Here is a 24,405-nt window from a genome sequence, read left to right on the forward strand (position 1 = left end):
ATATCTCCTCTTAAATTATGCTATACTAATGCATCTTTTGAGCTCTTGCACCTGCAGCAATTTCTGTAATCTCCTGGGTGATAGCTGCCTGACGTGATCTGTTATACTGGATGCTAAGTTCCTGCTTCAGCTTGTTACCGCTTCTGTTGGCTGCGTCCATAGCTGTCATACGTGCATTCTGCTCAGAACAGAAGGATTCAACCAGAGCGCTATATATGAAACCGTTGATATAATCAGGGATTACATTATCGATAATAGCCTTAGGAGTAGGTCTGAGTCTGAACTCCTCCATTCCGGCCACCATAGGTATGGTAGTAGTCAAAGCACCGCCATTGATCTTATCTATCGGTAACAACTGCTCTGTTTCTGTGATCATCTCCAAAGAGTTCTTCATTCTTGTGTACACTATGTAAACAGAATCTATCCTGTCCTGTTGAAAAAGATCTAGCATACGACCTGTGATAACACGTGCACGATGCAATGTAGGGTTCTGAGCTGTATAATGAAAATGCTCTTCTATATCCACACCGGCCTGTCTGAAATAAACTCTCCCCATCTCACCTACGATATATAATCTGTGATCGGGCCGTTCCTTAAGCAATTCCTCCGTACGTTTGATCACATTATGATTATACGCTCCCGCAAGTCCCTTATCTGCTGTAACACATATTATGGCAGTACGGTAATGCTTTGGATCGAATCGCTCTCTCAGATCCTCTCTCAGATCAAGATAGGGATGCGTGAAGCCTTCAGGAAGATGCCTGAGTATTCGCTGGATCATTGTCTGAAGTGTGTAGAAGTACGGTTCAGTCTGCTGTAATTCTATCTTGGCTTTACGCAGCTTGGTACTGGAGATAAGATACATGGCATTTGTGATCTTTAAAGTATTATCGATGCTTGAGATTCTGTCTCGCAGTTCTCTTGTTGTTGCCACAATTAACTCCTCTATACAATAATTCTAAATGAGCTATACCTTTTAAGTATAGCTCAGCTTAACCACATTATTTCTCTACGGAAATCTCAACATTTCCATCATTATCTTTCCACAGCTTCAGGAATTCATCAGCCACAGTGAGGATCTGATTTTTTTCATCCTCTCCGATCATTTTGGAAATCTCGATATTCTTACCTATCTCCGGATATCTCTGGGCAAAATATGAAAGCATCTTACCCTGGAACTCCTTGACCTTCTTTTTCTCAATGCTCATCATGCTATGATTAAGAGCAACCACAAGTGTTATCACCTGATCGCTCAGGGACAAAGGATTGCATAATGGCTGCTTTAAAAGCTCCATCAAAACATTACCCTGTGTAAGAAGGTCCTTTGTGTTCTGATCAAGATCCGAAGAGAACTGGGTGAAAACAGCCATTTCTCTAAACTGGGCAAGGTCTATACGTAAAGAGCCTGAAGATTTCTTCATGGCCTTGGTCTGGGCAGCTCCACCCACACGGGATACTGAAAGTCCGACATTCACCGCAGGTCTCTGACCCTCAAAGAAAAGGTTTGACTCTAGGAATATCTGTCCGTCGGTAATGGAAATAACATTCGTAGGAATGTATGCAGACACATCACCGTCCATGGTCTCTATGATAGGAAGAGCTGTTATGGATCCGCCTCCAAGCTTACTGTTCAGGTGGCAGGAGCGCTCCAAAAGTCTTGAATGAAGATAGAATACATCACCCGGATATGCCTCACGTCCCGGTGATCTCCCGAGAAGCAGTGAAAGCGCTCTGTAAGCAACCGCATGCTTTGAAAGATCATCATATACGATGAGAACATCCTGACCCTTATACATAAAGTATTCAGCCAGTGATGTAGCAGCGTAGGGAGCTATATACTGGAGCGGTGCGGGATCTGCTGCTGTAGCAGCTACCACACAGGTGTAACTCATAGCCTCATGCTTCTTTAAGGTCTCAACCAAAGCTGCTACGGTTGATTCCTTCTGGCCGATGGCTACATAAATGCATATGCAGTTTTTGTCATGCTGATTAAGAATGGTATCTATAGCAATAGAGGTCTTTCCTGTCTGGCGGTCGCCGATAATAAGCTCACGCTGGCCTCTTCCTATAGGAAACATTGAATCTATGGCGAGGATTCCTGTCTGCATAGGTTCATTAACCGGTGAACGGTCAATGATTCCGGGGGCCGGCTGCTCGATGGCACGGAATTCTGATCCGTTTACCGGACCAAGTCCGTCAATAGGCTCTCCGAGAGCATTGACAACTCTTCCGAGGTACTCATCGGAAACCGAGATACCTGCCATTCGTCCTGTACGTATACCTCTGCTTCCTTCCGAAAGCCCGGATTCGTCTCCGAACAGGATAACGCCTATTCTGTCTCTCTCGATATTCTGAACCATACCTTTGGTTCCGTTATCAAAGGTGATAACTTCGCCGTACATGGCATGGTCAAGACCATTCATTATGGCAATGCCGTCACCGATGCTCTCGATGAAGCCTATTTCCTTCTTTTCAGCCTTAAGGTCGAAGTTGCCTACACTCTGCTGAAGTATGGTAATGATGTCGGCGTCACTGGTTAACTCCGAGCGGGTATTTTTTAACTGCTCCAGGAACTGGTTTCGTCTTCCGATGGTTGACCAGTCATACTGATCATTTCCAACTTCCAGGATAAATCCGCCGCCCAGGCTCTTATCCTCACATAGATCAAAATCAAAGTGATGGGTATTATATTTATCAAAAACAAACTTTTGGATATCCATAAGCTGTTTTTCAGAAGGTCTGGTCACATATCTCAGCTGTACATGGATCTGTCTTTCATTGCTAGTACGTATATTTGTGTACTGCTTGGCTATTTCATCCCATTTCTTCAGATCATTGTCATCACAGAGGCTCTTAAGAGTCTTTCTTACTTCTGTAGGAAATACACTATCGATAACCTCGTAACGCTTTTCAATGGGAATCGTAGGATCACTCAGCTGAGAAGCCGTCTGGGGAAGTACCTTGAAAATTCTTGAGGTTGAACTCATTACACTTTCCGATACCTGTGACTGAATCAGACGTTCTGCGATTTCTCTGGCATTCTGACTCACGATTATGCCTCCTGATTACTTGGTTTAACTGTATTACTGTCTCCGTTTATGAACTGATCGAAAAGCTTTCTGTCATTAGCCTCGCTGTCCTGGGAAGCTGCGATCTTGTAAGCGGCTTCGGCAACAAGAACTGCCATCTGCTGCTGCATCTCACGCTGCTTTGTCTCTGCTTCCTTCTCTGCCTGGATCTTGGCTTCGGCTATAATCTTATCAGCCTTCTTGTTTGCATTGTTTACTATCTCATCATATTCCTTTGAAGCATCGATTTTTGCTTTATTGATAGTATTCTTTCGCTCTTCTTCGATATTTCCGAGGCTTTCCTCATATTTTTCTTTCAGATGCTTGGCATCTTCATTTACCTGTTCAGCCTTCTTATAGGACTCTTCTATCTCTGCCTGACGCTTCTCCATAACCTCACGAACAGGTTTGAACAGAAACTTTTTCATGAGATAGACGAGTACCAACAGATTAATGACTGTAAATAATAAGTTGATATCTACTCTTAACATACTTTCTCTCCTGATGATCTTGAATTATGATTTTGAAATTCCGGAATGATCATTTAAGGAAGAAAATGCAAAGGATACCAAGTACGAAACCGTAAATAGCTGTTGCCTCCGCAAGAGCACATCCGAGAAGAAGGATTCTCATGATCTTTCCGTCTGCTTCAGGCTGTCTTGCAATAGCCTCTGCTGCTTTACCTGTTGCGATACCGATTGAAAGTCCTGCTCCCAGGCAGGCAAGTGCTGCTAAACCTACACCAATTGCTGTCATGCTCATATTTTTTCTCCTTTAATGTTAAAAATATTTTTTGCTCATGGACTGTGGTCTGAACCTAAGCTGCCATAAGCTGATTTATGGTTTTAAATATCATCCTTTGTTCCCGAAGCTTTATTCCGTTGCATCCTGGATATAAAGAGATGTCAGGAAAACAAATACATAGGCCTGGATAAGACCGTCAAATATATCAAAGTAAAGGCTGAAGATCGCAGGAACACCTACGGGAACCACCATCTTTATAAGCTCCATGATGATGAACGCACCGAGGACATTACCAAACAATCTCATGCAAAGAGACAGGGGTCTGATAACCAGCTCCAGAATATTGATAGGAGTGACAATGGCCACAGGCTCTGAAAAATGCTTTATCCAGCCTTTGGCACCCTTTCTTCTGAATCCCGCGATCTCTATGAGGAAGATGCTTATGACAGAAAGTCCCACTGTTACATTGAGATCCTTTGTCGGCGGCTTCAGGCCAAAAAGACCAATTAGATTGGATACTCCAATGTAAATAAGGATAACGGAAATTATGGTACTGTACTGTTTTCCGTGTTCACCCAGAAGCTCTCCCGTGAAATTGTCAAACCAGGAAACAATGATTTCTGCCAGCTGCTGTTTCTTACCCGGATTTCTGACTTTCAGATCAGATCCGAGGTAAACTGACAATCCGACCAGTATCGCCATGATGATCCATGTTACAACCGTTGATTCCGCAACTCCGATTCCTCCGATACTGAATACTGTAGAAACCTGCAGCTGTTCCTGGAGTTCTTCGGTAAAATGCTCCATTTGACTACCTCCATTTCTATTATTGTGTTCATGTGAAAAATGTGATGTAAAACATTTTTTACATGTTTACTAACTCACTTCACTCACGGGTTTTTATTATATTCCCGGATTTTTAATATTCAATCCGCATTTTTTGCATGTCATCTATATCAATTTGACATGTATTGTAAATTTTGTTATATAATTTTATATATCTTTTTATAATAATTGTTTCTTTTACATCATAAACAGAGCTGTATTTCGATTTTGTTTTTATATATATATTTGTTCGGAATGATTATTTTTTCGTCATAATTGTAGCACGACCCTGTACTCTACTTTGTTCGGCAAAATATCGGAGAATATTATGATTTCTTTTGATTACTACAGAATCTTTTACTTTGTAGGTACCTACAAAAGCTTTACAAGGGCTGCAAGGATGCTTGGCTCAAACCAGCCCAATGTCAGCAGAGCCATGAATAATCTTGAAGAAAACCTGGGATGTAAGCTTATGCAAAGAGGTAAACGCGGTATAACACTTACCCCCAATGGCCAGAAGCTTTTTGAACATGTGTCCATAGCATTTGAACAGATAGATGAGGCCGAAAAGGAATTGAATAAAGATGTCAATCTTGAATGCGGACAGGTAACCATAGCGGCATCGGAGAATGCCCTCAGGATAGTTCTGCTTCCAGTACTTAGAGATTTTAAAACCAAATTTCCGGATATAAACATTCGCATATCAAATCATGCCACACCCAAGGCCATAGTATCTCTTCAGAATGGCATTGCGGATTTTGCACTTATTACCACTCCTCTTACCATTCGTGCCCCTCTGACTATGGAACCTTTATTTAATTTCAGGGAGATACCTATCGTTGGTCCATCTCTGAAGCACCTATCAGAAAAACCCATGTCTCTGAGAGAGCTCAGCACCTATCCCCTCATCAGTGTCGGACGTGATACCGGAACAAGAGAATTATATGTACAGTATTTTCTGAATCATCAGCTTACTTTTCAGCCTGAGTTTGAAGCTTCATCCACAGATCAGATCCTTCCCATGGTGGAAAACGATCTGGGAATCGGATTCTATCCTGAAGCTCTTGCCGCGGATGCACTGGAGAGAAAACTCGTATACAGGATTCCTTTATTGGAGCCCATTCCCGAAAGGACTTTTTGTCTTGCCATAGACAGCTCCCGAAACCTTTCTTCGGCTGCCATAAGGCTTATAGAAACCTTTGTCCGTGAATCCAACAGAAGGGAGCTTCTCCACTCCTACTCCCCTGAAAAAGAACAGTAATTCCAAAGCCGCTCAAATCCTGTATCAATTTTCTGTAAGATTGATACGCAGCATCAACTCTCAAGAAGCGATTTTAAATAAGCAGACATTAGCAGCAACAGTTTTTACAATAAAAAATAAGACCCCGGTCACATCAGAATTATCTTTTCTGATGTGACCGGGGTCTTTAAGTCAGTATAGCGTAATAAAAACCGGCCTTTCTGACCTTTCGTGTTATATGTTTGTTATATCTAAGCACTCAGCGGTTATTTACCTGTCAGCTGAAGATTCTCCAGCCGCAGATAAAGTGATTTGCCCACCATGCTCCTAGATTTCTGTGAACTACACGTCCGTTTGAAGATGAAGCATCGATGATTGTTCCGCCTCCGGCTACGATACCAACGTGGCCTGAAACTACAATTATGTCTCCTGCCTGAAGCTCGTTATAAGATACCTGCTTAAATCTTCCGGGATTTCTCCATCCTGAGGATGTCATGTAGGAAACACCTACACCGGCCTGATTCAGACACCAGTATACGAATCCTGAACAGTCAAAGCTGTTAGGTCCCTTTGCTCCCCATACATAAGGACATCCGATCTTGGAGGATGCTATAGCAATGAGGTTGGCCGCTGAGCCTGAAACTGTTGCTCCACCGTTTCCTACATATGAAGTCTGAGGTATCGAAACAGGAGCTGAGGTTCCTGTATTTGCAGGAACAGTTGCAGCCGTGTTTCCGGTATTTCCTGTGGAGCTCTGTGAAGTGCTGCTTTGCTTTGTATTCTTCTTTACATTTCCGCTGTGAAGAAGTGATATGGTCTTGGCTCCCGCAAGTCCGTCTGCAGTAAGTCCGTTCTTGCTCTGGAAATTGGCAACCGCTGTTTTTGTAAGTTCACCAAAGTAACCTGTAGCCTTATCCGAATCAAGATATCCGTACTTAACCAGATATTCCTGCAATTCCTTAACTGAATCGGACTGTTCTCCGAGACGCATAGCAAATGGAATAGCATTGGGATCATCCAAAGCGGCTCTTGTATCGGGACCGAGATATCCGTCCACAACCTGGTCATTTCTTGACTGGAATGCTTTGATGGCATTCTGTGTTCCCAGACCGAAGTTACCGTCTGCCTCACCCTCAAGATAACCGAGATTTATCAAAATCTGCTGATACTTTTTAACAAGTTCGGACTGCTCACCCAAGGCAACAATATTGGCCTTTACTTCATCTGAATATAACAGGTTGTATGTGCTGGTTCCGTAAATGCCGTCTACGGTAAGTCCGTTCATCTCCTGTAATTTCTTTACAGCCTCCATGGTTTTTTCATCGTAGGTTCCGTTTATATCGGAAGCATTGTAGAGATAACCGAGGTTATATAAACGGTACTGGGCATGAGTTACGTCATTACCCTGAAAACCGAGTTTTAATGCATAATGCGGAGCGCTGTCAGACATGATCGCATCCCAGGTCTCCACACCGCAGATTCCATCCATAGCCATCCCGGCCTGTCTCTGGAAATACTGTACTGCAAGAGATGTTGCATCACCATAATAGGTTGTGGGTTCATCGGGATCCATATATCCGAGATCCATGAGTCTCTGCTGGAGATCCCTTACAACTGAGTTAATGACTCCGACCGTAAGGTTAACCGGTGCCAGATCTTCAGCTGCATCGTCTACTGTTACTCCCGCTATAGAGGGCAATACATTGGAATTGATTCCCAATGCAGCCACATATTCAACAGCCTCGGTTTCCGGTGCTGTTGTAACCACTATCTCCGATTCATTTTCTGCAATAACAGATTCACTTATCTGCTGTTCACATCCTGTCATAACCAGCATACTTGCTGCCAATGCCAGTGATGTAAGCCTTAAAAAACTGCGATTGAACATAAATTTCCTTTCTGTAGTGACTCACCCAAAAGAAAAATCCTTGCGCGTATCTCACACTATTATTAATTATGGGCAGTTTTGTATCATCCTACTTCTTAAACTATATGATTATAACATCAGCATTCTAAATTCATGTTACTTTATTCTTACAAAACAATAAGAATCAAAAGAAATCCACCGGGGACGGTTCTCAACCGCGAGAACCGTCCCCGGTGGATAACCTCAAAAAAGAAAACCGAAGTCCTCACGGGCTCCGGCTTCCTTATACTGACACTATATGTTTTAAGCAACAAAAAATGCACCTTCAGGGACTTGAACCCTGGACAAACGGATTAAGAGTCCGCTGCTCTACCAACTGAGCTAAAGGTGCATGTTTACTGCGCTCTTTTTGAGCGCTTGTTTATAGTACACAATCAGCCGGTTCTTGTCAACAACTTTTTAAAATTTTTTCATCCTGTTTTTTTTGTTCGGTTGTAACAGTCCCCATGGCCCACCGTCTGAACCGTTTCTTTTCAAATCACTGTACAGCTATGAGTTTATATATAGGATTACCCTTTGCCGAAAACTTCTCTTCGTACTCAGTCATGATATTTCCTTCGTTCATAGTTGAGTCATTATGAAGATTTCTCGTTACAGCAGTAAGCTTCCAGCCCGATTCGGGAATAGATAAAAGAGAATAGTCAAAGAGTCCCATGTTATCTGTTTTAAATTCAAGCTGACCGTCTGTCTTGAGGAACTCCTTATATATCTTCATAAAAACAGGGCTTGTCAAACGCCGGTTAGCCTGTCTGTCCTTAGGCCACGGGTCTGAAAAATTAAGATAAATCCTGTCTACCTCACCGGGAGCAAAAACCTCTGCCAGCATCCTGGCATCAATTGAGATAAATGTGAGATTATCAAGCTTTACGCCTTCACTCTCAAGAGCTTCCCTCTTTTTTATTGCTTTCAATATTACTGTGTCATATCTTTCTATACCTATAAAATTAACATCCCTGTTTTCTGCAGCCATCTTTTCGATAAACTGTCCTTTTCCCATTCCTATCTCGATCCTTATGGGATTATCGTTTCCAAAATACTCTTTCCACTTTCCTTTATTCTGCTCCGGATCATGTGTTACATACTCCGAATTTGCCACAAAATCTTCAGATCCCGTTATATGTCTTAATCTCATCTTAAATACCTTTCATTTTATATTTTTACTATGTTTAACATAGATTCTTTTTTTCATCAAGTCTGTACCCGCTTCCCTTGAAGTGACTTTTGAAATTGAGTATACTAGATATGATTTAATTTCCGTTAAGGAGGTTTTTATGCCAACACCGAGAGAAACCAGTATTTGGGGCAATATAAGAAGTGATCTTAACAAGGCTCAGCAGAGTATCCTGAATGGACAGTATTCCGAGGCTATGATCCTCGATAAGAGCATCCTTAAAACTCTGGTTCGTTTACAGATCGATAAAGCCGTTCTGGTATCCAACAATCTTGAAAACGACATAGATCAGCTTTATAACAATCATCTTATTTCCGAAGAAACAAGAAACAACTATCACACCATACGTTTATATGGAGAGCGTGCGGAATCCGGTGAAGCCTCATCACAGGCTGCCAATGATTCCTTTTCTCTCATCCGTGATGAACTTGCTGTTTACATGGATTCGGCTTCCGATTCCAGACAGTCTGTTCCTTCCTACACCCAGAACATAAGAGAGGCTGCACAGGCTTCCGATGAATATGGTGATGCCCCGAAAGATAATGCAGATGCCTTTGATGAAACAGCAGTGGAAAGTAATTTCCGGAATCCCGAAGATTTATCCGGCACATCCACCGGAAGCACACCTTCCTTCGTAAGTAACATTGGTAATGTAGACATTCCTCTGTCAAACAGCTCCGCAGGAAGAGGCTCATCCCAGAAACGTACTTCACGTCCCACAAGACCGCTTCGTGACAGTGAACGTGTCACAAGAAATCAGGAAAGACGGATGTCTCCGGGCAGAGACGGAAGGCCTTCACGCAGAGTTAAGAGAAGAAGCAGCTCTCTTGATATGTACAATATCATGAAGTTTGCTATTCCTATCGCATGTATCATACTTCTTATTATCCTTATAAAGATAATAATGGGAGGTTCCGATAAGTCCACAATCGAGACAACTCCTGCTGCAACAACAGAAGCAGTTATGGAAACAACAGCTGCCGCTGAGGCTATTCCCGAGGAAACTGCAGCTCCCGAGACTGAAGCAGCTGCATCTGTCTGGGTAACAACCACAGGTGTAAAGGTTCGTACAGAGCCCAATACAGATTGTGAGGTTCTGGATGTTCTTGACGCAGGCGTTCAGGTAACTTATAAGGGTGATGCCGGAGACGAATGGATCATGATAGATTACAATGGCCGCGATGCATACCTTAACAAGCAGTTTGTTCAGCCTGTTGCCTCTGAAGCATAATTCTTTATAACGATTGAAAGCTTCCGGTTCGCCGGAAGCTTTTTATATTTCAGAGTTATCCAGCGGGGACGGTTCTCTCCGGCGAGAACCGTCCCCGCTGGATTTCAAAGAATCGTTGCTCCCGGGATTAAAAATCCCGTAAAATCCCGGGTAGTTTCTTCTGACTTTCTTTGCATTGAATAGACCAATAATGTATAATAATGTAGTTTATTAGTATCTACAGATACCTACTTCACCTACCAACAGGAGGTTTTTATATGCAGACAATTCTTGTATGCGACGACGACAAGCAGATCGTCGAAGCCATTTCCATCTATCTTACCGGAGAAGGATTCAACGTCCTCAAAGCTTATGACGGCTATGATGTTCTGGAGATCATGGAACAGCACAGGGTGGATCTTCTCATCATCGACGTAATGATGCCTGGTCTTGACGGAGTTCATACCGTTTTAAAAATAAGGGAGACCAGTTCCATACCTATCATCATGCTTTCCGCAAAGGGTGAGGACAATGACAAGATCCTCGGTCTTAATGTGGGGGCAGATGACTATCTCACCAAACCTTATAACCCTCTTGAGCTTATTGCCAGAGTAAAGTCACAGCTCCGCAGATATACCCAGCTCGGAAACATCGGAGAGGCTGACAACGGAAACATTTATGCCTGCGGAGGTCTCATGATGAATGACGATACAAAGGAGGTTACCGTTGATGGCAATGCCGTAAAGCTGACACCTATCGAATATAACATCCTTCTTCTCCTGGTAAAGAATGCCGGCAAGGTTTTCTCTATTGATGACATCTATACTTCCATCTGGAATGAGGAAGCAATCGGTGCAGACAATACTGTAGCTGTCCATATACGTCATATACGTGAAAAAATCGAGATAAATCCCCGTGAACCGAGATATCTTAAGGTAGTTTGGGGTGTAGGCTATAAAATCGAAAAACAGGACTCTGCCAAATCATGAAACGAATCATCCTTACAATAATTAATTTTGTCTCGATAATCCTTATAATCTGCAGCATCGGTGTCTTAACCTTCGGTGCTGCGGAGGGATCAGCCCTGGAGTATGTACGTCAGCCGGATTATATTAAGAGCGTCTCCTACGAGTCTCAGGTAAATGAGATGATGACGGATGTTTTCGACTATGTTCAGCTCACGGATATTTTTGAAAAAAACGGAAAGCTGGACCTTGGTCTCATCATAGCTCAGGCTGACATACAGGGACAGAATGTATCCTACTCCCTCGATTATCTCATACAGTATGCCAGATCCATGGGCTATTATTTTGATTCCTGGAATCGTCTCAAAAATGACGGATCCAGAACCATATCAAAGGAAGATGATGAACTCAATCATCAGATAATAGTTCAATATCGTGCTTATCTTCCCAATTATAAACAAACCAGCCCCACAGACGGTCAGATGTCTCTCGGAGCTCTCGCGGAAGAAGCATTAACATATCTGGCCAGGTACTATGCGGTAAAAAATGAGTTCGATAAAAGTGCAACCAACTTCTTCTTTAATATCCGGTATACCTCAAAGGGTAAGGAAGTGGTTTTCACAAACGATACCGAACGGACTGAAGATGATATACGTTCCCTGCCGAGTTTTGCTTATGCGGATTCCAACTCACTCCAGGTATCCACAAGCTTCAGAAACATTCCCCAAAACCTTATCCCGCTTTTACAGGCCAGAAATCCATTTCAGTCAGAAAGCTCACAATACCACTATTCTGTTGGCATAGATACCTCATTTCCCAATGATGATATCCTGAAAGAAAATGCAGAGATTTATAACAGCCGAAGGATTTCAAGTATATCAGGACTCCTGGTGCTTTCACTGTCCTCTATAGCGGCGATTTCATCTCTTGTATATCTTGCCCTTAAAACCGGACAAAGCGAGGACAAAGCAGATAAAAAGATCCATCTTTATAAGATTGATCACTGTCCCACAGAGATAATTGTTTCAGCATTCTTTATCTGGGGCTTTATCGCAGAAATGGTATCGCCGCAGTTTCTTGAGTCTTTGGAAAATGTTATCGGTGTTCTGAACAACTGGGATTTCTGGACATCGGCATTAAGCTTTCTCCTGAAGTACATCGTGTTTGTTCCGATGCTGTTTTCGCTAATAAGAAATTATAAAGCAGAGCGCTTGTGGAAATCATCGTTGCTGAAAAAGATATGTGATCTTTTCGGGCATTACATCTTCAGTGCCGAGAAAACCACCTCCAGGCTCTTCAGCTATCTCTTGTTTGTTCTGCCGAACCTTTTGGCATTTGCAATGATAATTTTCCTTTTCGTCCGTTTCTATAAAATGGCAAGTCTCAATGCTTTACTGCTTGCCCTTGCGATACTTCTCATCATTCTGTCAATTGATTTTTATGCCTGGCACATAGCAACGGGTCTGAGTCATGCAGTTGATGAGCAGGTTAAGTCCGAACGTTTAAAGGCAGACCTTATCACCAATGTTTCCCATGACCTGAAAACACCTCTGACTTCCATAATAAGCTATGTAGACCTGCTTAAACGTGAGGAAATAGATAACCCGAGAGTTCAGGAGTATATAAAGGTTCTTGACCAGAAATCCACCAGACTTAAAACCCTGACGGAGGATCTGGTTGAAGCAAGTAAGGCAAGCTCCGGAAATGTCAAGATAGACTTTGCGGATATCAATTACAACGAAATAGTTGAACAGGCACTTGGAGAATTTGAAGACAAGACCCATGCCGCAAAGCTTGAAGTGATACTCAATTACCCGGAGCATCCTGTTATGATCTCTGCCGACGGAAGACATCTTTGGAGAGTTATCGAGAATCTCTTAAATAACTGCTGTAAATATGCTCTTCGTGAATCGAGAGTTTACGTGGATATCACCGAGGATGATGATTCGGATACAGCAACCTGCACCATAAAAAACATTTCCTCAAGACCACTTAACATTTCTCCCGAAGAACTCACGGAGAGATTTGTAAGAGGCGATGTAAGCCGTACAACCGAGGGTTCGGGTCTCGGACTCTCCATAGCAAAGAGCCTGACAAAGCTTATGAACGGAGAGCTTGTTATAAGCATTGACGGAGATCTCTATAAAGCATCCGTAGTCCTGAAAAAGGCTGTGAAAGAAGCAAATGATACAAAAGATTAAATCCTTTATAAACAAAAATAAGCTGTGTAAGCAGGTTTTGATGACCCTTGCCTCCGTCTTCATTATCACCTCAAGGTGCTATGCCGAAGGATGGCCTCAGGCTGACTTTGATATCGTATCAGACGGTGCAATCCTGATTGATGCCGATTCCGGTGCCGTACTTTATGAAAAGAATGCAACCACCGCCTATTATCCGGCTTCCATAACAAAGGTTCTTACAGCGATCCTGGTACTTGAGAATTGTGATAATCTGGAAGACAAGGTCACCTTTTCCTATGCAGCGGTAAATACGAATCTGGAACCCAATTCAACCATCATCGGTGCGGTTCCGGGTGACAAGCTTTCTGTGCGTGACTGTCTTTACGGCCTCCTGCTTCATTCAGCAAATGACTGTGCCAATGCTTTGGCCGAATATATTTCAAAAACCAATGAAAAATTTGCAGATCTGATGAATGAAAAAGCCGCGGAGCTTGGATGTGTTAATTCTCACTTTGTCAATCCATCGGGACTTAACGATCCGGAGCATTATACCTGCGCTTACGATTATGCAAAGATCATGCAGTATGCCATCAAAAATGATACCTTCCGAAGCATTGATGCAACCCAGGCCTATACACATGCACCCATAACAAAATATCCCAATGTTGATGACAGCGAGAATACCGTTTACGCCCACCATCATATGATGAGAAAAAGCTATTCGGACTACTATCCCGGAGTTTTCGCAGGAAAGACCGGCTATACAACATTGGCAGGTAATACCCTGGTTACGGCATGTGAAAGAGACGGCATGACTCTTATCGCTGTGATACTTAACGGTCATAGTGCACAGTACTCAGATACCAAAAAACTCTTTGATTTTGGCTATGATAATTTCTATTCCATAAGTGCCAGGAGCAATGATAAGAATCTGAACAAGCTCTCCAGCAATATGAAGGTTTATGGCATTCAGCTTATAGACTCAATAGGCTTCGATATCTCTCCTTCATATCATATAACAGTCCCTAAAGGGGATAACATCGATGCTGTTACGGATACTCTTACCTATGATCTTAGTGACGAAGAAAAAAGTGATGGTTCTTTCGCACGTATCGACTATAGTTACGGCGACAGGGAAGTAGGAAAAGCATATATCAAATTAAGCGATAATTCTCTGAAGACCAAACTCAGCAGGCAGCTGGCAGAAGAAGCTTCAGAAACAGGAGCTGTGAAACTGCAGGAAGAAACAATTCCTGAAACCATCAGTATAACCAGTAATGAATCCGATGCGGTTTCCAACTCAGGAACCGAACATCCTGAGGCTCAGGAAAAACATGCGCCTATAGTGATAAACAACGAGGACGGACGCCTGGAAATATCCAAACCCATCAAACAACTGCTGCTGATACTCGGGTCTATCGCTCTCATTGCAGGAATTATCTTTCTCGTTTACTTCCTGTTTGAACTACGAGAAAAATATGCCAATAACAGACGAAGATCCCGGATGCTCAAGCATACAAGAGATCTTTCAAAGGCACAGAAGATACGAAGAGATATGCTTTTAAACAGCCGCTCAAGAAAAAAATATCCTAAAAAATAAAGAGCCTCACGGCCTTCGGGATTGAAAATCCCGGACATATAAACAAATGCAGATGTCAGAGCTGATCACTCCCCTGACAACTGCACTTTTTCGGTACTAAAAGGCACTGCGGAATTGTTTTGCATCCATTAAACAAAGCGATTCTGCAGTGCCTTTTTTATTCCATACGTCCGATTATCACTCCGCCATTTTCATCAAGCCATTTTCGTCTTTCCCTGTAATCAGGTAAAACCTTTTCAACAAGTGCCCAGAACTGAAAGGAATGATTCATTTCTTTTCTGTGACATAACTCATGTACCACTACGTAATCTATTATCTCCGGAGGTGTCAGCATAAGAAGGCAGTTAAAATTCAGATTACCTTTGGAGCTGCAGCTTCCCCATCTGGACTTTTGGTTCCTTATGGTTATGCGGCCATACTGAACTCCAACCTTGGGTGCGAAGTATTCCACACGTTTTGGTATGTACTCCACAGCCTTGTCTCCCAATTTGCTTAGTTCTTCGTTACTGAGCGGTTCAACGCTCTTTGCCCGCTCTCTTTCTTTCCTGACTTTATCCACATGATCCTTGATCCATTTTGCCCTTTTTTGCAAAATCTCTTGTATCTCAGCATTAGTTGTATTATATGGAGCTTTAATGATCACTTCTGCCTTACTGTTGACTGTGATCACCACCGATTTTCTGTTACATCTCTGTATTTCTATCTGCATTTCCTTACACCTCGGTTTTTATATTAACATAATTTATCATGGAGCAGGGATACAAAAAACGCCCGAACCGGGAATTCTCCCAATCCGAGCGCTTTTAACGATTTAAGCGGATCACTCAACAATATAGTCCTTGAGAGAAACCCTTGCATCCGCAAGATTCTCTGTTCTGACCTTAAGGTTCAAAACCTTTCCAAGGCCCATATAAATTATTCCAAGTACTGATTTTGCATCAACGATTTTTGACCCCTGAACAAGATCCATCTCGTATGGAAGCTTTGATGTTAATGCTACGAAATCTCCTACTGCCTCACGATTTGGAATCATAATGTTTAATTCACTCATCGCTTTTTCCTCCTGAAATCTGCAAAAATAAAAACTAATCCCAAATAATCACTTAAAATCTCAGTAAATACTTACACTCTGCTGTCTGTCAATCGGTTTGCACGATGATAACACCTTCATTCTTAAATTGCAATGAAATAATTTTGAATTTAATTTTACAATTACCTTGCCTCTCAATAATTTAAATTTTTTAAATAAAACATCATTTGGCTCCCGCTGATTTTTTGTTCTTAATGTCATGCGTAATTCGTGTATCCTATAATACATTGTGCATTATCTATTTACTTTTAAATTTTTTTATGACATTTTGGAATAATGTGCTATAATTTTCACCTGTATATAGAGTTTGCACAATAATTCCGGTTGCATCCGGAACATATTCAGCACTTTGAAAACTGAATAAGGAGGGGATAATATGGATAGAATTCATTCAGTTCTATCACATCTTAACGGAGATCATCAGATCAGCGTTTACCGTGTTAATTCCCATCTTGATATCGAGATGACAAACACTTCTGTAAATACTTTTCTTGGAATGATCTCTAACGGTACCATCGACATCAGTCAGGTGGTTCAGATCAACTGTGATAAGAACATCATTTATAATATTTGTGCATAATAAAAGAGAACCCGAAACGGTTTTGCCGTTTCAGGTTCTCTTTTCTATTTTACAGAACCAAACCCACAGTGAATGGTTCTTACAGGACTACCCCATCCTTAAATATAGATATCTCTCTGAAGCCATGCTTTTCCGCCTGAGTCTGTTTTCCTGAGGCAATCTCTTTAACAAAGTCAAACAATCTTCTTCCGGCATCATCCACTGACTCACCTTCTGAAGCCACAGGTCCTGCATTGAAATCTATCCAGTTCTTTTTCTTTTCCGCAAGCCTGTCATTTGTAGCAATCTTGGCAACCGGTGCAGGTGCTCCAAATGGTGTTCCTCTTCCTGTTGTAAAAAGGATAACTGTACATCCTGCTGCAGTAAGATTTGTACTGGAAACAAGATCATTGCCCGGACCGTAAAGAAGGTTAAGTCCCTTGGTATGTACCGGTTCAGCATAGGAAAGAACATCTGAAATCGCTGCCTTTCCGCCCTTCTGTACACATCCGCAGGATTTATCCTCAAGTGTGGTTATTCCACCCTCCTTGTTACCGGGAGACGGATTATCGTAAACCACCTCATTATGGCTTATAAAGTAATCCTTGAAGCCATTAAGCATATTTGATGCCTTCTCAAAGACTTCTTTGTTAATGCATCTGTCCATGAGCATACTCTCTGCCCCGAACATCTCAGGCACCTCTGTAAGAATTGTGGTTCCGCCCTGAGCAACGATCATATCGGATACTCTTCCTACAGTCGGGTTCGCAGTTATGCCGGAAAGACCATCCGATCCGCCGCACTTCATACCAAGTACAAGCTTATCTATACCTACAGTCTCTCTCTTAAACTTACCTGCATACTCCGCAAGCTCATGTAAAAGCTCTGATCCTGCCTCAAATTCGTCCTCAACCTCCTGGCAGGTAAGGAACTTTACTCTCTCGGGGTCATACTCACCAAGCTCCTTAAGGAACTGCTCATGTGTGAGATTCTCACATCCAAGGGAAAGTACAAGTACAGCTCCCGCATTGGGGTGACGTACAAGGTCTGCAAGCACCTTACGAGTCTGGGCATGATCTCCGCCTGTCTGAGAACATCCGAAAGGATGTGTATAGGTATAAAGCCCCTCTATGGAGCCTTTAACAATATCCTGATTCATCTCCACAAGGTGCTTTGCCACATCATTAACGCACCCTACAGTGGGAATGATCCAGATTTCATTACGTGTTCCGACTTTTCCGTCAGGACGAACGAAACCTTCAAAGGTCTCAACAGGCATTTCTTTTTTCTCCGGTACAGCGGGGTTATAAGTATAAACCACCTCACCGCTTAAGTTGGTTGCCATATCATGAGTATGTACCCACTGTCCTGTCTCAATATCTTTAGTTGCATGGCCAATGGAAACACCGTACTTAATGACCTGCTCATCCTTTTTAATAGGCTTAACAGCCACCTTATGTCCCTGAGGGATATCTTCAGCTGCAGTTATGTCAATGTCATCAACCTGTATCTCCATGCCCTTACTGATGGGAGCGATGGCAACCACAACATTGTCTTCTGCATTTATATGAACTACCTTTGCTTTTGACATTTCATATCTCCTGTTCTAAAAAACGTCAGTCTTTTCGCAAATGTCATTTCACAAAAGACTGACGTCGTATAAATCACTTATTTAAAATCCTGGCGCATCTTCTCAGGATGATCCTTAAAAGATCGCATCCGATAATTTCTTTTACAGTACTGATGCGTATGCAGCCTTGGCACCCTGCTCTCTTATAAGAGTAAGATTCTTAACTGTTGTCTCTTCGAAGTCCTTAACTGCTGTAAGATCCTGTCCCCAGAAGTCAACATTGGACATAACTGCGTGAACAAGTGTCTTCACATCATCTGCCTTGTGTGCTTCGTAGAAATCGAGAACTTCCTTGTCATCCTGGATCTTGTACTCGTTTCCTGCAGGACGCTTGCATACGAGTCCATCCTCTTCACGACGCTGTACTTCATTGCTGTAGAAAGCGATGTAAGCTGCAAAGCTCATTGCAAGAACCTCAGGAAGCTTTCCGAACTTCTCAACATACTCAAGGAATGACGGCATATTTCTTGCCTTCCACTTTGAAGTTGAGTTAAGAGAAATGCTCATGAGTTGGTGATCTACAAATGGGTTATTGAATCTGTCTTCAACAGCTGCCGCAAATTTCTCGCAATCCTCCTTATCGAGAGGAAGGATAGGAATGATCTCCTCCTGAAGCATCTTGTTCATATAGTTCTTAACCACATCATCATGCATACAGTCACGAACGATGTCAAAGCCTGCAAGATAAGCACCAAGTACGAAACCTGTGTGTGCACCGTTAAGGATGCGAACCTTTCTCTTCTTGTATGGAGCAACCTCAGGAACAACGTGAACATTTACACCGGCCTTCTTAAACGGAAGCTTGTCCTCAAGCTCCTTAGGTCCTTCGATGTACCAGACACCGAATACCTCACCTACATCTGTAAGAGGATCTGTGTAGCCATTCTCCTTCTCGATCTCCTCAACTTCCTTAGGATCACGCATACGGCCCGGAACGATTCTGTCAACAAGTGTTGAGCAGAAAAGTACCTCGTCATTTACCCACTTCTTGAAATCTTCTCCGAGATTCCACTCATCGATGTGACGGTTAACGATCTTCTTGAGCTCCTGACCGTTATTGTCGATAAGCTCGCAGGAAAGAACCACAAGTCCGCCCTTTCCGGCCTTGAATCTCTCAAAGAGGATCCTTGTCATCTTTCCGGGGAAGGATACGGGAGGCTCCTGATCAAACTTTGTATCTGCATCGTAAACGATTCCTGCCTCTGTTGTATTTGATACTACATATTCAAGATCATCTGACTTGGCAAGCTCAAGAAGTGCCTCAAAGCCTTCCTTTGTATAAGGGTTGACAGCATCCTTACATACAGAGATAACTCTCTTGTTATTTACCTTCTGACCATTCTCCGATCCGCGAAGATAAAGGGTGTAAAGACCCTCCTGCTCATTGATAAGTTCAGTAAGACCTGAGGCGATAGGCTGTACAAGAGTCACCTTGCCGTTCCAGCCGACCTTTTCATTGGACATATCAAAGAAATAGTCAACAAATGCTCTGAGGAAGTTTCCTTCTCCGAACTGCATAACCTTAACCGGTGCATCCTTAAGGATGTAACCCTGATAGCCGGATTTCTCAAGTACCTGATAGTTTAATTTTTCCATTTGAACTTATCCCCTTTCAGATAAATAATTTATAATTTGATGTAAAAGCTTACATGTTCCTGAAATAAAGCTCTTGTCGTTTCTGTAAGCGCTTACATTTAATATATTCTGTTTATCTTGGGATGTCAATTAGTAATTTTGAAATATTATAATAAGGTTCTTTTGTAACATATGTACTGATACCGGACTCATACGGTATCCAAGCCCGAAAAAAATCCTTCCGGGTTCAGGGTGACTGCATTATCACGAAAAAAGACCGTCCGAAACATAATGTTCCAAACGGTCTTACGATCAAAATATCAATCTATTTTCTGTCGCTCTTCTTAAAGTGACTTGGGTCTACTTCCGGAACCATTTCTTCAATGATGGTTCCCAGCATATTATCGAACTTTTCAATGTCTTCCTTGGAAAATCTGCTTTCACATCTTTCAACCAGCTTCTTAAGAAACTCATAGCTGTTCTTATTGTATTCATTAAGTTTTGATGTTGTTCTCAAAAAGTATTCTCTGTGATCAGATTGAGACTGAACCTTTTCGATGTAACCCTTTTGCACCAGGGCATTTACCTTATAGGCGGCATTGGGTGCAGAAATCCCCATCATTTTAGCAAATTCTGCCACAGTTGGCTCACCAAGAGCCTTTATGCATTCCAGACTGAAGGCCTCTACTGACGTAAGGTTATCATCCAAAGTGTTTCCTTTTGAAAATACCTGAATATAAAAATGCACTCTGAATCGATTATATAGTTCTTCTACCGTCTTGCTAAGCATATCAAATCACCTTAATATAACAAATATTTATACAAAATTAGAGCGGTTCAAAAGAATCCGTCAGGCTTCTTTTCATAACAATCTCACTTAATTGCAAATGTAAGCTCAGCCACTACAGCTACCTTGCCGCCAACAGTTGCCTTTGCGGTACCTATTCCCACAGGTCCGTGCATCCTGGTAAGTTCACAATGAAGTTCCAGTACGTCACCGGGTCTTACCTGGCGCTTGAAACGTGCATTTTTGATACCTCCGAAAAGGGCTATCTTTCCCCGGTTTTCAGGAATACTTAAAAGGGCTACTGCTCCGGTCTGGGCCAATGCCTCGATTATGAGCACTCCCGGCATAACAGGATACTCAGGAAAATGTCCCTGGAAAAACGGTTCATTTACTGTGACACATTTTGTGGCATCAGCAAATTTTCCCGGTTCATAATCATTAACATGATCTATAAGTAAGAAGGGATATCTGTGAGGTATTATATCCTTTATTTCTTCGATGCCTAATTCCTGAGGCTTTCTTTCCTCAGCTTTTAATTCTTCTGCCATATTTCCTCCTGACACTCTCAGTCTGCCTTAAGCTTTTGCAAAAATGATGCAGGCATTGTGTCCGCCAAATCCGAGTGAGTTGCTTAATGCATACTTAAGGTCTGCATTTCTTCCCTCGTTAGGAACTATATCCAGGTCACACTCCGGATCCGGTGTCTTGTAGTTAATTGTTGCAGGAATGAATCCTTCTTCGAGAGCCTTTACACAGAATACAGCTTCAACTCCGCCTGCTCCTCCGAGAAGATGACCTGTCATGGATTTTGTTGAAGAAACAGGAATCTTGTATGCATTCTCTCCAAATACAGCCTTGATAGCCTTGGTTTCGCAGGAATCGTTAAGATGAGTTGAGGTACCGTGAGCATTGATATAAGAGATTTCCGAAGCATCAATTCCGGCATCCTTTATGGCAAGACGCATACACTCTGCGCCGCCTTCTCCTTCCGGATTCGGGCTTGTGATATGGAATGCATCACAGTTGGCACCATATCCAACGATCTCTGCAAGTATCTTTGCCCCTCTGTTTAATGCATGCTCTCTTTCCTCCATTACAAGGACTCCCGAGCCTTCTCCCATTACGAAACCGCCTCTTTCAGCATCAAAGGGAATACTTGCACGATTTGGATCTGTTGCCTGGCTGAGGGCTCTCATGCTGCTGAATCCGCCTATTCCAAGCTGAGAAATACTTGCCTCTGTTCCACCGGCAACCATAACATCCTCATATCCGTCTCTTATTCTGTGGAAGGCGTCTCCGATGGCATTTGATCCACCGGCACAGGCTGTTACAGGACAGGTACACATTCCCTTGAAACCGTGGCGTATGGCCACATTGGCTGCTGCCATGTTGGAAATGGACATAGGGATAAAGAAAGGTGAAACTCTCTCATAGCCATGGTTTAAACCTCTGCTATGCTCTACTTCGATGGTATCAAGTGCACCGATACCTGAAGAGATGATTACACCGATTCTGGATACATCATACTCATTGGTATCCTTTATGCCGCTCTGTAAAATTGCTTCTTCTGCAGCGATAAGTGCGAACTGAGTGAAACGTGATAAATGTTTCTGTTCACGGCGATCTATAACCTGTGAAGGGTCAAAATCCTTTACTTCTCCTGCAAGCTTTACTACGAAATCTGTTGTATCGAAATGTGTTATAGGTGCGATTCCGCATACTCCATGACGGATATTATCCCATGACTCTGCCACAGTATTTCCTGTGGGGTTTACGGTTCCTACTCCTGTTATAACTACTCTTCGCTTATTCTCCATGACATACTCCATTCTGTATTTATATTTGCTTCGTGAAATATTCTACTTGGCCGTACCCGCTGGCGCTCCGCCGGTCAGAAACGGTCTTGGGTAGACCGTTTCTGATCCCTTCGGGACCAGAGCTCCGCTCTGGCCAGTTCGCTCCGGAGTTTTGCCGATGCAAAACTCCTACGCTCCCATACCCCCATCAACACCCAGCACCTGGGCGGTGATGTAGCGGGCATCATCTGATGCAAGGAAGGCTACGGCTTTTGCGATATCCTCAGGCTCACCGAACTTTCCGGCGGGTATACGTGTAAGCATTGATTCCTTTACCTTATCCGGTAATGCTTTTGTCATATCCGTATCGATGAAGCCTGGGGCGATAACATTGGCCGTAATACCGCGGCTTGCATACTCAAGGGCAGTTGTCTTTGTAAGACCGATGATTCCTGCCTTTGATGCCGAGTAGTTGGCCTGACCGGCATTTCCATGTAATCCTACGATTGATGAGATATTTACGATGCGTCCGGATCTCTGCTTCAGCATGATCTTTCCGGCATACTTTGTCATAAGGAAGGCTCCGCGAAGATTCTTTGAGATAACCTCATCAAAATCATCGGCACTCATCCGAAGCATCAGATTGTCTCTTGTGATACCTGCGTTGTTTACCAGGATGTCAATGCTTCCGAACTGCTCCTGTGCTGCAGTAACGATCTCGTTAACCGCTGCCTCATCGGAAACATCTCCCTTCATGGCTACGGCTTTTACTCCTGCCTCCTCGCACATCTTTACTGTTTCGAGGGCAGCTGCCTCATTACCTGCGAAATTTACAACAACGTTACAGCCTCTTCCGGCAAGCTCCAAAGCGATGGCTCTTCCGATACCTCTTGAAGCACCTGTAACTATAGCTGTCTTATCCTTTAAATTATTCATCATACACTCTCTTTATCTGCAATAAGCTTTTCTACTTCCTCAGAGGTTTCCACTGAGCAAATGTTGAAATCCTTAATTTCCATATCCTTGGCAACCTTCTTTACAAAACCGCCAAGTGTATGTCCGGGACCAATCTCAACAAAATCCGTAACGCCCTTTTCAAACAAATTTCTGATTATAGCTTCCATACGTACAGGCTTCTGAACCTGCATTACAAGAAGCTCGGGAATTTCCTTACGGAATGCTGCTGCGGTTGTTGCAGTTGTTGAGTTTATGGCTTCGGTAACTGCCTCTGATTCACCGCCAAGGTAATTGAACATAACAGTGCATTTAGGACGGTTCATACGGATATTTTTGAAATACTCCTGAAGTGCATCTCCGGCACTTGACATAAAGCTTGTGTGGAAAGGTCCTGATACCTTGAGAGGAATGCAGCGAACCTTGTCATAACCCTTTGCAAGCTCGGTTACCTTATCAACAGCCTCTGTCTCTCCGCCTATAACGATCTGTCCCGGACAGTTGTAGTTACAGATGGAAACAACCTTTCCGGTTTCTGTTCTGACCTTCTCACAGCATTCCTCAAGGTCAGCTTCCGCCATTCCAAGCACGGCTGTCATTCCGCAATCCACACCTTCGCTTGCTTCTGCCATCTTCTTTCCGCGATATGCCACCATATCAACCGCTGTATCGGCATCCATGACTTCGGCAGCCTCCAGTGCAGAGTACTCACCGAGGGAAAGCCCGGCAGCATAGTCAGGACGGATGCCATGAACCTTAAGTATTTCTGTTACACCGCAGGCAAATGCTACCATAGCCGGCTGTGTGTATCTGGTTTCATTGATCACTCCATCAGGATCTTCAAAACAAAGACGACAAAGATCATAGTTCTTATCATCCGGATTCTGATTCTGTAATTTCTCTGAAACTCCATCAAATATTCTGCGGAACTCAGGATAGTCCCGGTAAAGGTCTGCACCCATACCGGCATGCTGGCTTCCCTGTCCTGCATATAAAAATGCTGTCTTCATTTATTTCTCTCCTCCGGGTCAGCGGGACAGTTTTCCTGCCCGTTTGACTCTCCTTTTAGTCTTAAAACAGATGC

22 protein-coding genes and 1 tRNA gene are annotated in these 24,405 nt (G+C 42.9%); 6 read left to right on the forward strand and 17 right to left on the reverse strand.

Going from position 1 to position 24,405, the window contains the following annotated elements; all coding sequences use genetic code 11:
* Positions 1-25: 25 nt before the first annotated feature.
* The 5 genes from atpG to G625_RS0101960 all read right to left on the reverse strand — a co-directional run bounded on the left by atpG (position 26) and on the right by G625_RS0101960 (position 4,619).
* Positions 26-934 (reverse strand): ATP synthase F1 subunit gamma, encoded by a 909-nt coding sequence (gene atpG / locus G625_RS0101940; protein WP_029199779.1) that lies wholly within the window; start codon positions 932-934, stop codon positions 26-28.
* A gap of 67 nt (positions 935-1,001) precedes the next feature.
* Entirely contained in the window at positions 1,002-3,050 is a 2,049-nt protein-coding gene (gene atpA / locus G625_RS0101945) for a F0F1 ATP synthase subunit alpha (RefSeq protein WP_029199780.1), read from the reverse strand.
* A gap of 2 nt (positions 3,051-3,052) precedes the next feature.
* Positions 3,053-3,559 carry a F0F1 ATP synthase subunit B gene (atpF, locus tag G625_RS0101950; protein WP_029199781.1) on the reverse strand — a complete coding sequence of 169 codons (507 nt, stop codon included), beginning with the start codon at positions 3,557-3,559 and terminating at the stop codon, positions 3,053-3,055.
* 49 nt (positions 3,560-3,608) lie between these two features.
* Positions 3,609-3,824 carry an ATP synthase F0 subunit C gene (atpE, locus tag G625_RS0101955; RefSeq protein ID WP_029199782.1) on the reverse strand — a complete coding sequence of 72 codons (216 nt, stop codon included), beginning with the start codon at positions 3,822-3,824 and terminating at the stop codon, positions 3,609-3,611.
* A 117-nt stretch (positions 3,825-3,941) separates the two neighbouring features.
* A complete protein-coding gene (locus G625_RS0101960) occupies positions 3,942-4,619 on the reverse strand; it encodes a F0F1 ATP synthase subunit A (protein WP_029199783.1) in 678 nt (225 codons plus the stop codon).
* Between the two features lie 346 nt (positions 4,620-4,965).
* On the opposite strand from G625_RS0101960, the gene G625_RS17920 reads away from it, so the two are divergent.
* Positions 4,966-5,898: a LysR family transcriptional regulator gene (locus G625_RS17920; protein WP_044931229.1), complete on the forward strand. Its 933-nt coding sequence runs from the start codon at positions 4,966-4,968 to the stop codon at positions 5,896-5,898.
* 256 nt (positions 5,899-6,154) lie between these two features.
* Here the strand turns inward: G625_RS17920 and G625_RS0101970 are convergent, their stop codons facing one another.
* The 3 genes from G625_RS0101970 to trmB form a co-directional block, all read right to left on the reverse strand.
* Positions 6,155-7,765: a C40 family peptidase gene (locus G625_RS0101970; protein ID WP_029199784.1), complete on the reverse strand. Its 1,611-nt coding sequence runs from the start codon at positions 7,763-7,765 to the stop codon at positions 6,155-6,157.
* Between the two features lie 297 nt (positions 7,766-8,062).
* Positions 8,063-8,135, reverse strand: a tRNA-Lys gene (locus G625_RS0101975).
* 147 nt (positions 8,136-8,282) lie between these two features.
* A complete protein-coding gene (gene trmB / locus G625_RS0101980; RefSeq protein ID WP_029199785.1) occupies positions 8,283-8,936 on the reverse strand; it encodes a tRNA (guanosine(46)-N7)-methyltransferase TrmB in 654 nt (217 codons plus the stop codon).
* Between the two features lie 139 nt (positions 8,937-9,075).
* Between trmB and G625_RS17925 the strand changes: the two genes are divergently transcribed.
* The 4 genes from G625_RS17925 to G625_RS0102000 all read left to right on the forward strand — a co-directional run bounded on the left by G625_RS17925 (position 9,076) and on the right by G625_RS0102000 (position 14,930).
* Positions 9,076-10,206, forward strand: coding sequence for an SH3 domain-containing protein (locus G625_RS17925; protein ID WP_049895584.1), 1,131 nt, complete (start codon positions 9,076-9,078; stop codon positions 10,204-10,206).
* 257 nt (positions 10,207-10,463) lie between these two features.
* A complete protein-coding gene (locus G625_RS0101990; RefSeq protein WP_029199786.1) occupies positions 10,464-11,174 on the forward strand; it encodes a response regulator transcription factor in 711 nt (236 codons plus the stop codon).
* Positions 11,171-13,351: a sensor histidine kinase gene (locus tag G625_RS17930; RefSeq protein ID WP_044931233.1), complete on the forward strand. Its 2,181-nt coding sequence runs from the start codon at positions 11,171-11,173 to the stop codon at positions 13,349-13,351. Before G625_RS0101990 ends, G625_RS17930 begins: the two co-directional genes overlap by 4 nt.
* 40 nt (positions 13,352-13,391) lie before the next feature.
* Positions 13,392-14,930 (forward strand): D-alanyl-D-alanine carboxypeptidase family protein, encoded by a 1,539-nt coding sequence (locus G625_RS0102000; protein WP_242826574.1) that lies wholly within the window; start codon positions 13,392-13,394, stop codon positions 14,928-14,930.
* Between the two features lie 157 nt (positions 14,931-15,087).
* Here the strand turns inward: G625_RS0102000 and G625_RS0102005 are convergent, their stop codons facing one another.
* A complete protein-coding gene (locus G625_RS0102005) occupies positions 15,088-15,639 on the reverse strand; it encodes a M48 family metallopeptidase (protein WP_029199788.1) in 552 nt (183 codons plus the stop codon).
* A 111-nt stretch (positions 15,640-15,750) separates the two neighbouring features.
* On the reverse strand, positions 15,751-15,981 hold the full coding sequence (locus G625_RS0102010) for an HPr family phosphocarrier protein (protein ID WP_029199789.1): 231 nt from the start codon (positions 15,979-15,981) through the stop codon (positions 15,751-15,753).
* Positions 15,982-16,396: 415 nt separating this feature from the next.
* Here G625_RS0102010 and G625_RS0102015 point away from each other — a divergent pair, with 415 nt between their 5' ends.
* A complete protein-coding gene (locus tag G625_RS0102015) occupies positions 16,397-16,600 on the forward strand; it encodes a hypothetical protein (RefSeq protein ID WP_029199790.1) in 204 nt (67 codons plus the stop codon).
* Between the two features lie 79 nt (positions 16,601-16,679).
* Here G625_RS0102015 and G625_RS0102020 read toward each other — a convergent pair whose 3' ends face one another.
* The 7 genes from G625_RS0102020 to G625_RS0102050 all read right to left on the reverse strand — a co-directional run bounded on the left by G625_RS0102020 (position 16,680) and on the right by G625_RS0102050 (position 24,331).
* The gene (locus G625_RS0102020; RefSeq protein ID WP_029199791.1) at positions 16,680-18,170 is read right to left on the reverse strand and encodes a UxaA family hydrolase; all 1,491 of its coding nucleotides are present in this window, start codon (positions 18,168-18,170) and stop codon (positions 16,680-16,682) included.
* A gap of 141 nt (positions 18,171-18,311) precedes the next feature.
* Positions 18,312-19,805 carry a tagaturonate reductase gene (locus tag G625_RS0102025; RefSeq protein ID WP_029199792.1) on the reverse strand — a complete coding sequence of 498 codons (1,494 nt, stop codon included), beginning with the start codon at positions 19,803-19,805 and terminating at the stop codon, positions 18,312-18,314.
* 304 nt (positions 19,806-20,109) lie between these two features.
* The gene (locus G625_RS0102030; protein WP_029199793.1) at positions 20,110-20,574 is read right to left on the reverse strand and encodes a MarR family winged helix-turn-helix transcriptional regulator; all 465 of its coding nucleotides are present in this window, start codon (positions 20,572-20,574) and stop codon (positions 20,110-20,112) included.
* Positions 20,575-20,657: 83 nt separating this feature from the next.
* Positions 20,658-21,119, reverse strand: coding sequence for a 3-hydroxyacyl-ACP dehydratase FabZ (fabZ, locus tag G625_RS0102035; RefSeq protein WP_044931236.1), 462 nt, complete (start codon positions 21,117-21,119; stop codon positions 20,658-20,660).
* A 27-nt stretch (positions 21,120-21,146) separates the two neighbouring features.
* On the reverse strand, positions 21,147-22,388 hold the full coding sequence (gene fabF / locus G625_RS0102040) for a beta-ketoacyl-ACP synthase II (protein WP_029199795.1): 1,242 nt from the start codon (positions 22,386-22,388) through the stop codon (positions 21,147-21,149).
* A 168-nt stretch (positions 22,389-22,556) separates the two neighbouring features.
* Positions 22,557-23,306, reverse strand: coding sequence for a 3-oxoacyl-[acyl-carrier-protein] reductase (gene fabG, locus G625_RS0102045; protein WP_330364939.1), 750 nt, complete (start codon positions 23,304-23,306; stop codon positions 22,557-22,559).
* Complete coding sequence (locus G625_RS0102050; RefSeq protein ID WP_029199797.1) at positions 23,303-24,331, reverse strand: ACP S-malonyltransferase; 1,029 nt, start codon at positions 24,329-24,331, stop codon at positions 23,303-23,305. Before G625_RS0102050 ends, fabG begins: the two co-directional genes overlap by 4 nt.
* Positions 24,332-24,405 lie beyond the last annotated feature (74 nt).

The sequence above is a fragment of the Oribacterium sp. NK2B42 genome, assembly GCF_000424445.1.
Taxonomy (GTDB): domain Bacteria; phylum Bacillota; class Clostridia; order Lachnospirales; family Lachnospiraceae; genus Oribacterium.

Bases quoted from the DNA above. Each gene is read 5' to 3' on its own strand.
- atpF (WP_029199781.1), bottom strand. From the start codon at position 3,559: ATGTTAAGAGTAGATATCAACTTATTATTTACAGTCATTAATCTGTTG.
- G625_RS0101970 (WP_029199784.1), bottom strand. From the start codon at position 7,765: ATGTTCAATCGCAGTTTTTTAAGGCTTACATCACTGGCATTGGCAGCA.
- G625_RS17930 (WP_044931233.1), top strand. From the start codon at position 11,171: ATGAAACGAATCATCCTTACAATAATTAATTTTGTCTCGATAATCCTT.
- G625_RS17925 (WP_049895584.1), top strand. From the start codon at position 9,076: ATGCCAACACCGAGAGAAACCAGTATTTGGGGCAATATAAGAAGTGAT.
- G625_RS0101960 (WP_029199783.1), bottom strand. From the start codon at position 4,619: ATGGAGCATTTTACCGAAGAACTCCAGGAACAGCTGCAGGTTTCTACA.
- G625_RS0102005 (WP_029199788.1), bottom strand. From the start codon at position 15,639: ATGCAGATAGAAATACAGAGATGTAACAGAAAATCGGTGGTGATCACA.
- G625_RS0102010 (WP_029199789.1), bottom strand. From the start codon at position 15,981: ATGAGTGAATTAAACATTATGATTCCAAATCGTGAGGCAGTAGGAGAT.
- fabF (WP_029199795.1), bottom strand. From the start codon at position 22,388: ATGGAGAATAAGCGAAGAGTAGTTATAACAGGAGTAGGAACCGTAAAC.
- G625_RS0102050 (WP_029199797.1), bottom strand. From the start codon at position 24,331: ATGAAGACAGCATTTTTATATGCAGGACAGGGAAGCCAGCATGCCGGT.
- G625_RS17920 (WP_044931229.1), top strand. From the start codon at position 4,966: ATGATTTCTTTTGATTACTACAGAATCTTTTACTTTGTAGGTACCTAC.
- G625_RS0102030 (WP_029199793.1), bottom strand. From the start codon at position 20,574: ATGCTTAGCAAGACGGTAGAAGAACTATATAATCGATTCAGAGTGCAT.
- G625_RS0102000 (WP_242826574.1), top strand. From the start codon at position 13,392: ATGACCCTTGCCTCCGTCTTCATTATCACCTCAAGGTGCTATGCCGAA.
- G625_RS0102025 (WP_029199792.1), bottom strand. From the start codon at position 19,805: ATGGAAAAATTAAACTATCAGGTACTTGAGAAATCCGGCTATCAGGGT.
- G625_RS0101990 (WP_029199786.1), top strand. From the start codon at position 10,464: ATGCAGACAATTCTTGTATGCGACGACGACAAGCAGATCGTCGAAGCC.
- G625_RS0102020 (WP_029199791.1), bottom strand. From the start codon at position 18,170: ATGTCAAAAGCAAAGGTAGTTCATATAAATGCAGAAGACAATGTTGTG.
- fabZ (WP_044931236.1), bottom strand. From the start codon at position 21,119: ATGGCAGAAGAATTAAAAGCTGAGGAAAGAAAGCCTCAGGAATTAGGC.
- fabG (WP_330364939.1), bottom strand. From the start codon at position 23,306: ATGATGAATAATTTAAAGGATAAGACAGCTATAGTTACAGGTGCTTCA.
- atpE (WP_029199782.1), bottom strand. From the start codon at position 3,824: ATGACAGCAATTGGTGTAGGTTTAGCAGCACTTGCCTGCCTGGGAGCA.
- G625_RS0102015 (WP_029199790.1), top strand. From the start codon at position 16,397: ATGGATAGAATTCATTCAGTTCTATCACATCTTAACGGAGATCATCAG.
- trmB (WP_029199785.1), bottom strand. From the start codon at position 8,936: ATGAGATTAAGACATATAACGGGATCTGAAGATTTTGTGGCAAATTCG.